We start from the raw sequence: 9082 nt of genomic DNA on the forward strand, positions 1-9082 counted from the left end.
AGGTTACTCACGCCTAATTATTTATCAGCTGCCATCTGCTGGGCGGCTTTTAGATGCTGCTCAACGACCGGCGTATGCGCATCGGCCAGGGCCTTCACATCCGGATCCTTGATCATCTTGGCATCACTTTGCAGCTTCGACAGCACCATCTGGTGATCTTTGGTGCCGGCGTTTTCCATATACATTTTGTCAAAGGCATCGCCACTCTGCTTTTCCAGATTGGCGGCCATGGCCTTGTGCATAGCGTCCGGCTCAGTCGGCAGCGTCACGCCTTTTTGCTGGGCCACAGTCTGTACTTTGGTTAAGGCAGCACCGTGATCGTCAACCATCTTCTGAGCGAAAGCTTTGACGTCGCTGCTTTGGGCCTTGTTCAGCGCGATTTTGGCAGCGGCGATTTCATTGATATTAGCCTGCGCCATATCCTTCACCGCTTTTTCGTCCCCAGCGCTAAGTTTGGCGTTCGATCCAGTCTGACCTACGGCATCTTTCTGCGCAGCGCTGGGCTGCGTCTGCGCTTGCACGCCAGCAGTGCTGAACATAGCGACGACTGCTGATACGGCGAGTAGCCCTTTCAAGGTTTTGCTCTTCTGCATGTTGTTCTCCTGATGACCATGGGTAGGGTTGGTATGAGGTAATTAACCGTGCGCAGTTTCTTCTGTAAATAACAACTGCAATGGTCAGTTCAGTATAGTGGAACAATGATTTAAGGCAGCAGATTAAGCCAAAATCCTAAGCGGAGGAGGTCAGGAGATGTGAGATTAAGGACAGCCGCTCCACGGCAAGCTGTCTTCGTGTCGTTACTTCTTATTAAGCATCGATTTCAGGTCAGCGAACGGATTGTAGGTTGCCGCACCCACATCCTTCTGCGCATCCTCTCCCGCAACGACGGTTGTACCGTACTGATCGGCCTCGGTATATTTCGAGTGTTCATGATCGTGGCAGTAGAGGCACAGCAGTTCCCAGTTGCTGCCGTCCGGCGGGTTATTGGTGTGATCGTGGTCGATGTGATGCACCGTTAACTCGCGCAGGTTCGAGTACACAAACTCACGGGAGCAGCGCCCGCAAACCCATGGATAAATCTTTAATGCTCTTTCCCGGTAGTCGGACTCCAGACGAGCGTAGTTCTTAGGGATGATAGCCATAGCAGGCAATCCTTACGGTAACGAAAGTATGCCCCTATAGTATGCCAATGCACGACGCTCGCCAATCACTGTTGGGGAGTCGGAGCGTGCTTACGGCAGACTTCCAGCACAAACTGCCGCAGCCAGCGATGCGCCGGATCGGCCTCGGCTCGCGGATGCCACATCTGGGAGAGCGTAATGCCAGGCACCTTTATCGGCAGTTCAAACATGCAATATGCCGCGGCAGGCTGATGGATAAGAAACGAGGCGGGGATCAGCCCCACCAGATCGGAGGCCTGCACCACCGCCAGCGCAGCGGGAAAGCCGGGTACAACAGCAGCGATAGAACGCTCAAGACCCCGTTCAGCCAGGGCCTCATCCACTGGCCCGGCGGTGCGTCCCCTACGAGAGGCGACCACGTGGGCATGCGCAAGGTAGTCGCTGATGCCCACTTCCGGCAGCGTCGCCAGCGGATGGCCGGGGCGCACCACGCCGACAAAGCGATCGCGAAACAGCGCCTGAATGCGGATCTCCGGCCCCATCTCACCCAGCACGCCCACTTCGAGATCGACCAGCCCTTCACGCAGCGCCTTTGCGCTTTTCTCCGCCCGGGCAACAAAGCGCAAACGCACGTGCGGAGCGCTCGCCGCCGCCGTCACAATCAGCGTTGGGCCAAAGGCCTCGATGAAACCCTCGTTAGTGCGCAGCACGAACGTGCGATCCAGCGTCGACAGCGCCAGCCCGGCCGGAGAGGGTCGCAGCAGCGCCAGGGTTTCAAACAGGGTGTGCTGCGTGCGTTCGCGGATCGCCTCTGCATGCGGCGTTAACACCATATGGCGGCCAGCGCGCACCAGCAACGGATCGCCGGTAGTCGCGCGCAGACGGCTGAGCGTACGACTCATCGCCGATGCGCTTAACCCTAAACGACGCGCAGCGCCCGCCACGCTGGCTTCAGCCAGCAGCGCGTCGAGAGCGATAAGCAAATTCAGATCGGGTGCGTTCATGCCTATATCTTACTCTGCCCGTTTGGTTTGAGGGAAGGCGTCCGGTGCAGGTTATTACTGCAAATGCTGCGTCTTCCGCCCGGTCTTATCCCTGATTACGCTTTACACATCGAATGCATGAACATAAAAGAGGTAAACAGCATGGCGCTTTTTTCTATAAGACCTGGGGACGAAGGTTTAGCCGGGCGCGAACGAGCCCTGGCAATGGCTGCGGTGATGACCAGCACTACCATGGCCGTATTTGACGGGGCCATCGTCAACGTTGCGCTGCCGCCTATCGCCCATGCGCTGGCGGTGCCTGCTCAGTCCGCCGTGTGGATCGTCAATAGCTATCTGCTCTCGGCCGCGATGACGCTGGCCATTTTTGCCGCGCTTGCCCGCCGCGTTGGCTTTCGCACCCTGTTTGCCTTCGGCCTGAGCCTCTTTACGCTGGCCTCGCTGGGCTGCGCCCTCTCCTCTTCGCTCTCGGCGCTGACAGGCTGGCGCATCGTGCAGGGCGTTGGCGGGGCAGCGACCTTGAGTATTGCTCCAGCGATCCTACGCGCTGTTTTCCCGACTCGCCTGCTGGGGCGTATTCTGGGCCTTCACGCCCTGTTGATCGCCGCCAGCACGGCAGTCGCCCCGGTGCTGGGGGGCACGCTGCTGGCCGCCCTGAGCTGGCAGTGGCTGTTTGCTATTAATATCCCGCTGGGAGCGATCGCGTTAACGCTGACGCTGCAGGCGCTCCCCAATGACAGCACGCCCGGACGCGAACCCTTTGATATCGCCGGGGCCGCGCTGTCAGCACTGATGCTGGGCGGATTAATTATGGCGGCAAACGCCTTCTCCCGGCCCGGTACGGCGCAAACGCAGCTGTGGACAGCAGCTGGCTATGGTGGCGTGGCGATAGCCGCCGGGCTGCTGTTTATCTGGCGTCAGCGTCGTGCGCCACGGCCGCTGATGCCGCTGGAACTCTTTGCCTCGGCGCGCTTTTCACTGGCGGCGCTCACCTCGCTGGCCTCATTTGTCAGTCAGGGAATGACGTTTATTGCTCTGCCCTTTCTGTTTCAAAGCATATACGGGTATAGCGTCTTTACCTCGGCACTGCTGTTCACCCCCTGGCCGCTGGGGATTATGCTGGCCGCGCCCCATGCAGGTCGTCTGGCCGATCGCTACCCCGCCGCAATGATCTCAACGCTGGGCTTAGGGATTTTTACGCTGGGGTTAACGCTGCTGGCGCTGCTTCCTGACCAGGCTCAGCCCTGGGATATTGGCATTCGCAGCCTGGTTTGTGGACTCGGCTTCGGCTTTTTTCAAAGCCCCAACAATCGTGAAATGCTGGCAAACGCCTCGCGGGAGAACAGCGGCTACGCCTCCGGCGTGCTGGCCATTATGCGTACCTTCGGCCAGTGTTTGGGCGGGGCCTTGGTGGGCGTCATCCTGGCGGTCTTAGCGCCCGTTGGTGCTCAGGCGACGGACGCGGTTCGCCTGAGCCTGTGGGTTGCGGTGCTGGCGACCGTGCTGGCCCTCCTTTTTAGCCTAAGCCGCATACGAAAACAGCCTGATTGACGACTTTTACGCCGCTTACCCGCAGACATTTTTACGTGACCCTGTTAAGTGCGATACACTTTGTAAATCGGTCTTACAGCTAAAGAAATTATGCGCCTGATTATATCTTCCCTGCTCATGGCAGTCGGCCTGTTAAGCGGACACGTTCAGGCTGCGCCTGCGGGTCCCGCTACGGCGGATATTCGTGATAGCGGTTTTGTGTATTGTGTGAATGGCCAGGTTAATACCTTTAATCCGCAAAAAGCGAGCAGCGGCCTGATTGTTGATACCCTGGCGGCCCAGCTTTACGATCGCCTGCTGGACGTGGATCCTTACACCTATCGTCTGGTGCCCGAGCTGGCGGAGAGCTGGGAGGTGCTGGATAACGGCGCAACCTACCGTTTCCGCCTGCGGAGCAACGTCGCCTTTCAAAAAACGCCGTGGTTTACGCCAGGGCGGGCGCTCAACGCCGACGACGTGGTCTTTAGCTTCCAGCGCATTTTCGATCGCCACCACCCGTGGCATAACGTCAACGGCAGCAGCTTCCCCTATTTTGATAGCTTACAGTTTGCCGACTCGGTAGAAAGCGTACGCAAGCTGGACAGCCGCACGGTGGAGTTTCGCCTGAAAAAACCGGACGCCTCGTTTCTGTGGCATCTGGCGACGCACTACGCCTCGGTGATGTCCGCTGAATACGCAGACCAGCTGGCTAAGCGCGATCGTCAGGAGCTGCTGGATCGCCAGCCGGTAGGCACCGGTCCGTTCCAGCTTGCCGAGTACCGCACCGGCCAGTATATCCGCCTCCAGCGCCACGCGCAGTTCTGGCGCGGCCAGCCGCTGATGCCGCAGGTGGTGGTCGATCTCGGCTCCGGGGGAACCGGGCGGCTATCGAAGCTGCTGACCGGCGAGTGTGACGTGCTGGCGTGGCCTGCCGCCAGCCAGCTAACGATTTTACGCGACGATCCGCGCCTGCGTCTGACCCTGCGCCCGGGGATGAACATCGCCTATCTGGCGTTTAATACCGACAAAGCGCCGCTGAATAACCCCGCCGTGCGTCACGCGCTGGCGCTGGCGATCAACAACCAGCGCCTGATGCAGTCGATCTATTACGGCACAGCGGAGACCGCCGCCTCGATCCTGCCCCGTGCCTCCTGGGCCTATGACAGCGACGCAAAAATCACCGAATACAATCCGGAAAAAGCCAAACAGCAGCTGGCCGCGCTGGGGCTGGAGAACATGACCTTACAGCTATGGGTACCGACCAGCTCGCAGGCATGGAACCCCAGCCCGCTGAAAACCGCTGAACTTATCCAGGCCGATATGGCCCAGGTCGGCGTTAAGGTAATGATTGTTCCCGTCGAGGGGCGTTTCCAGGAAGCGAGACTGATGGATATGAATCACGACCTGACCCTCGCTGGCTGGTCGACAGACAGCAACGACCCGGACAGCTTTTTCCGCCCGCTGCTTAGCTGCGCCGCCATTGAGTCGCAAACAAACTTTGCCCACTGGTGTCACCGGGAGTTTGATACCATATTGCAAAAAGCGCTGACCTCCCAGCAGCTGGCGTCGCGCATTGAAGCCTACGATGAAGCGCAGACGATCCTCGCTCGCGAGCTGCCGGTGCTGCCGCTGGCCTCTTCCCTGCGCCTGCAGGCCTACCGCTACGATATTAAAGGTCTTGTCCTGAGCCCGTTCGGCAACGCCTCGTTTGCTGGCGTCTCGCGTGAACCGCAAAAAGAAGAGGTGAAGCAACCATGATCATCTTTACGCTGCGCCGCCTGCTTCTGCTACTGGTCACGCTCTTTCTGCTGACCTTTGTGGGCTTCAGCCTGAGCTACTTTACCCCGCACGCGCCGCTGCAGGGCGCATCCCTGTGGAATGCCTGGTTCTTCTGGTTTAAAGGGGTACTGCACTGGGATTTCGGCGTCTCCAGCATTAACGGCCAGCTGATCTCCGAGCAGCTCAAGGAGGTCTTCCCGGCCACTATGGAGCTCTGTATTCTCGCCTTTGGCTTTGCGCTGGTGGTGGGCATTCCGGTTGGCATGATGGCCGGAATTATGCGCGGTAAATGGCAGGATAAGCTGATCAGCGCCCTGGCCCTGATTGGCTTCTCCATTCCCATCTTCTGGCTGGCGCTGCTGCTGACCCTCTTCTTCTCGCTGACGCTGGGCTGGCTGCCGGTATCAGGCCGCTTCGATCTGCTTTATGAAGTGAAAACGGTCACTGGCTTTGCGCTGATTGACGCCTGGCTGTCGGCGTCAATATGGCGCGAAGAGATGATCATCAGCGCGCTGCGGCATATGGTGCTACCGGTGCTGACCCTGGCGGTCGCGCCGACCACCGAGGTGATCCGCCTGATGCGCCTCAGCACCATTGAGGTGTTTGAGCAGAACTACATCAAGGCCGCCGCCACGCGCGGGCTTTCGCGCCTGAGCATTCTGCGCCGCCACGTGCTGCACAACGCCCTGCCGCCGGTGATCCCCCGTCTGGGCCTGCAGTTTTCCACGATGCTGACGCTGGCGATGATCACTGAAATGGTCTTTAGCTGGCCGGGGCTGGGGCGCTGGGTGATCAATGCCATCCGCCAGCAGGACTATGCGGCTATTTCCGCCGGGGTGATGGTGATTGGTGCGCTGGTCATTATTGTTAACGTTCTCTCTGACATTCTGGGCGCGCTGGCGAACCCTTTGAAACATAAGGAATGGTATGCCCTCCGATAACGTCTATAACGAGAAGCAGGCTCCCGGCGCGCTGCGCACGGTCTGGCGCAAGTTCTATGGCGACACCACCGCCATGATTGGTCTGTACGGCTGCGCCGGGCTGGTGCTGCTGTGTCTTTTTGGCCGCTGGTTCGCGCCCTACGGCATCGATCAGCAGTTCCTCGGCTACCAGCTGCTGCCACCCTCGTGGTCACGCTATGGGGATGTCTCCTTCTTCCTTGGCACTGACGACCTTGGCCGGGACGTGCTTAGCCGCCTGCTTAGCGGCGCAGCACCCACGGTAGGCGGCGCGTTTGTCGTTACCCTGGCGGCAACGATCTGCGGCCTGGTGCTGGGCGTCGTGGCCGGGGCAACGCACGGCCTGCGTTCGGCGGTGCTGAACCATGTGCTCGATACGCTGCTGTCGATCCCCTCCCTGCTGCTGGCCATTATCGTGGTGGCCTTTGCCGGGCCGCACCTCTCCCATGCCATGTTTGCCGTCTGGCTGGCGCTGCTGCCGAGGATGGTGCGTTCGGTCTACAGCATGGTGCACGACGAGCTGGAGAAAGAGTACGTGGTCGCCGCGCGGCTGGACGGCGCGACGACGCTCAATATTTTATGGTTTGCGGTACTGCCAAACATGACCGCAGGCCTGGTGACCGAGATCACCCGCGCGCTCTCGATGGCAATTCTCGACATTGCCGCGCTGGGCTTTCTCGATCTCGGTGCGCAGCTGCCCTCCCCGGAGTGGGGAGCGATGCTGGGCGACGCGCTGGAGCTGATCTACGTCGCGCCCTGGACAGTGATGCTGCCGGGGGCGTCGATCATGGTAAGCGTTTTACTGGTTAACCTGCTGGGCGACGGGATCCGCCGTGCGGTCAATGCGGGGGTGGAATAGTGCCACTACTTGATATTCGTAACTTGACCATTGAGGTCAAGACCGGCGAAGGCTGGGTAAGAGCCGTCGATCGCGTCACGCTGACCCTTGCCGAAGGCGAAATCCGCGGTCTGGTGGGCGAATCCGGCTCGGGCAAAAGCCTGATAGCCAAAGCCATCTGCGGCGTAACCAAAGATAACTGGCGGGTTACCGCAGACCGAATGCGCTTCGACGATGTCGATCTGATGCGCCTCTCGGCGCGCGAGCGGCGGAAAATCCTCGGACATAACGTGTCGATGATTTTTCAGGAGCCGCAGTCCTGTCTCGATCCGTCGGAGCGCGTCGGCAAACAGCTGATGCAAAACATTCCGGCCTGGACCTATAAAGGCCACTGGTGGCAGCGCATGGGCTGGCGGAAACGGCGCGCCATCGAGCTGCTGCACCGCGTCGGCATTCGCGATCACAAAGATGCGATGCGCAGCTTCCCTTATGAGCTGACGGACGGTGAGTGCCAGAAGGTGATGATTGCCATTGCGCTGGCGAACCAGCCGCGCCTGCTGATCGCCGATGAGCCGACCAACGCCATGGAGCCGACCACCCAGGCGCAGATTTTCCGTCTGCTGACCCGGCTCAACCAAAACAACAACACCACCATTATCCTGATCAGCCATGACCTGCAGATGCTGAGCCAGTGGGCGGACAAGATCAACGTGATGTACTGCGGACAGACCGTGGAGACCGCGCCGAGCGAGGAGCTGATCGCCACGCCGCATCACCCCTATACGCAGGCGTTGATCCGCGCTATTCCTGACTTTGGCAGTGCCATGCCGCATAAAAGCCGCCTGAACACGCTGCCGGGGGCGATCCCACTGCTGGAGCATCTGCCGATTGGCTGCCGTCTCGGGCCGCGCTGCCCCTACGCCCAGCGTAAATGCATCGAGCGTCCCCTGCTGGCCGGACCCAAAAATCACCTCTTTGCCTGTCATTTCCCGCTGAATATGGAGAAAGAGTGAGATGATCGACACCCTGCTGGAAGTACGCAATCTGAGTAAAACCTTCCGCTACCGTACCGGCTGGTTCCACCGCCAGACGGTAGAGGCGGTAAAGCCGCTGAGCTTTACCCTGCGAGAGAAGCAGACCCTGGCGATCATCGGTGAGAACGGCTCAGGTAAATCAACGCTGGCGAAGATGCTGGCGGGCATGATCGAACCGACCACCGGCGAGCTGTTGATTGACGATAGCCCCCTGCACTACGGCGACTACTCGTTTCGCAGTCAGCGTATCCGCATGATTTTTCAGGATCCCTCGACGTCGCTGAACCCGCGCCAGCGCATCTCGCAAATCCTCGACTTCCCGCTGCGCCTGAATACCGATCTGCCGCCTGAGGCTCGGCGGCAGCGGGTGATTGAGACCCTGCGCATGGTCGGGCTGCTGCCGGATCACGTCAGCTACTATCCCCATATGCTCGCCCCGGGCCAGAAACAGCGTTTAGGGCTGGCCCGGGCGCTGATCCTGCGCCCGAAGGTGATCGTCGCAGATGAGGCTCTGGCGTCGCTGGATATGTCGATGCGTTCGCAATTAATTAACCTGATGCTGGAATTGCAGGAGAAACAGGGTATCTCTTATATCTACGTGACTCAGCATATCGGTATGATGAAACACATCAGCGACCAGGTCATCGTGATGCACCAGGGCGAAGTGGTTGAGCGTGGCAGCACCGCTGACGTGCTGGCCGCCCCGCTGCATGAGCTGACCCGACGCCTTATTGCCGGCCATTTTGGCGAGGCGCTGACGGCGGATGCCTGGCGAAAAGACCGCTAGCGCCACTCTTTAGGGTGGTCGGATTAACACATA

General features: G+C 59.7%; 9 protein-coding genes. 6 read left to right on the forward strand and 3 right to left on the reverse strand.

From position 1 onward, the window contains the following. Positions 1–17 precede the first annotated feature (17 nt). The 3 genes from FN633_RS02900 to FN633_RS02910 all read right to left on the reverse strand — a co-directional run bounded on the left by FN633_RS02900 (position 18) and on the right by FN633_RS02910 (position 2125). Positions 18–593, reverse strand: coding sequence for a DUF4142 domain-containing protein (locus FN633_RS02900; protein ID WP_154056668.1), 576 nt, complete (start codon positions 591–593; stop codon positions 18–20). A 204-nt stretch (positions 594–797) separates the two neighbouring features. Beyond that, positions 798–1142, reverse strand: coding sequence for an HNH nuclease YajD (yajD, locus tag FN633_RS02905; protein ID WP_042394259.1), 345 nt, complete (start codon positions 1140–1142; stop codon positions 798–800). 65 nt (positions 1143–1207) lie between these two features. Then, a complete protein-coding gene (locus FN633_RS02910; protein WP_154056669.1) occupies positions 1208–2125 on the reverse strand; it encodes a LysR family transcriptional regulator in 918 nt (305 codons plus the stop codon). Between the two features lie 141 nt (positions 2126–2266). Here FN633_RS02910 and FN633_RS02915 point away from each other — a divergent pair, with 141 nt between their 5' ends. The 6 genes from FN633_RS02915 (at position 2267) to sapF (ending at position 9049) form a co-directional block, all read left to right on the forward strand. Beyond that, positions 2267–3673, forward strand: a complete 1407-nt coding sequence (locus FN633_RS02915) for an MFS transporter (RefSeq protein ID WP_154056670.1) — start codon at positions 2267–2269, stop codon at positions 3671–3673. A gap of 90 nt (positions 3674–3763) precedes the next feature. Then, positions 3764–5410 (forward strand): ABC transporter substrate-binding protein SapA, encoded by a 1647-nt coding sequence (gene sapA, locus FN633_RS02920; protein ID WP_154056671.1) that lies wholly within the window; start codon positions 3764–3766, stop codon positions 5408–5410. Next, positions 5407–6372, forward strand: coding sequence for a putrescine export ABC transporter permease SapB (gene sapB, locus FN633_RS02925; protein WP_154056672.1), 966 nt, complete (start codon positions 5407–5409; stop codon positions 6370–6372). The genes sapA and sapB overlap by 4 nt, the downstream gene beginning before the upstream one ends. After that, positions 6359–7249 carry a putrescine export ABC transporter permease SapC gene (sapC, locus tag FN633_RS02930; RefSeq protein WP_154056673.1) on the forward strand — a complete coding sequence of 297 codons (891 nt, stop codon included), beginning with the start codon at positions 6359–6361 and terminating at the stop codon, positions 7247–7249. The genes sapB and sapC overlap by 14 nt, the downstream gene beginning before the upstream one ends. Continuing rightward, on the forward strand, positions 7249–8241 hold the full coding sequence (sapD, locus tag FN633_RS02935) for a putrescine export ABC transporter ATP-binding protein SapD (RefSeq protein ID WP_154056674.1): 993 nt from the start codon (positions 7249–7251) through the stop codon (positions 8239–8241). Before sapC ends, sapD begins: the two co-directional genes overlap by 1 nt. Before the next feature lies 1 nt (position 8242). Then, a complete protein-coding gene (sapF, locus tag FN633_RS02940; protein ID WP_042394275.1) occupies positions 8243–9049 on the forward strand; it encodes a putrescine export ABC transporter ATP-binding protein SapF in 807 nt (268 codons plus the stop codon). The last annotated feature ends 33 nt before the right edge of the window (positions 9050–9082 follow it).

This window comes from Pseudescherichia vulneris (assembly GCF_902164725.1).
GTDB classification, from domain to species: domain Bacteria; phylum Pseudomonadota; class Gammaproteobacteria; order Enterobacterales; family Enterobacteriaceae; genus Pseudescherichia; species Pseudescherichia vulneris.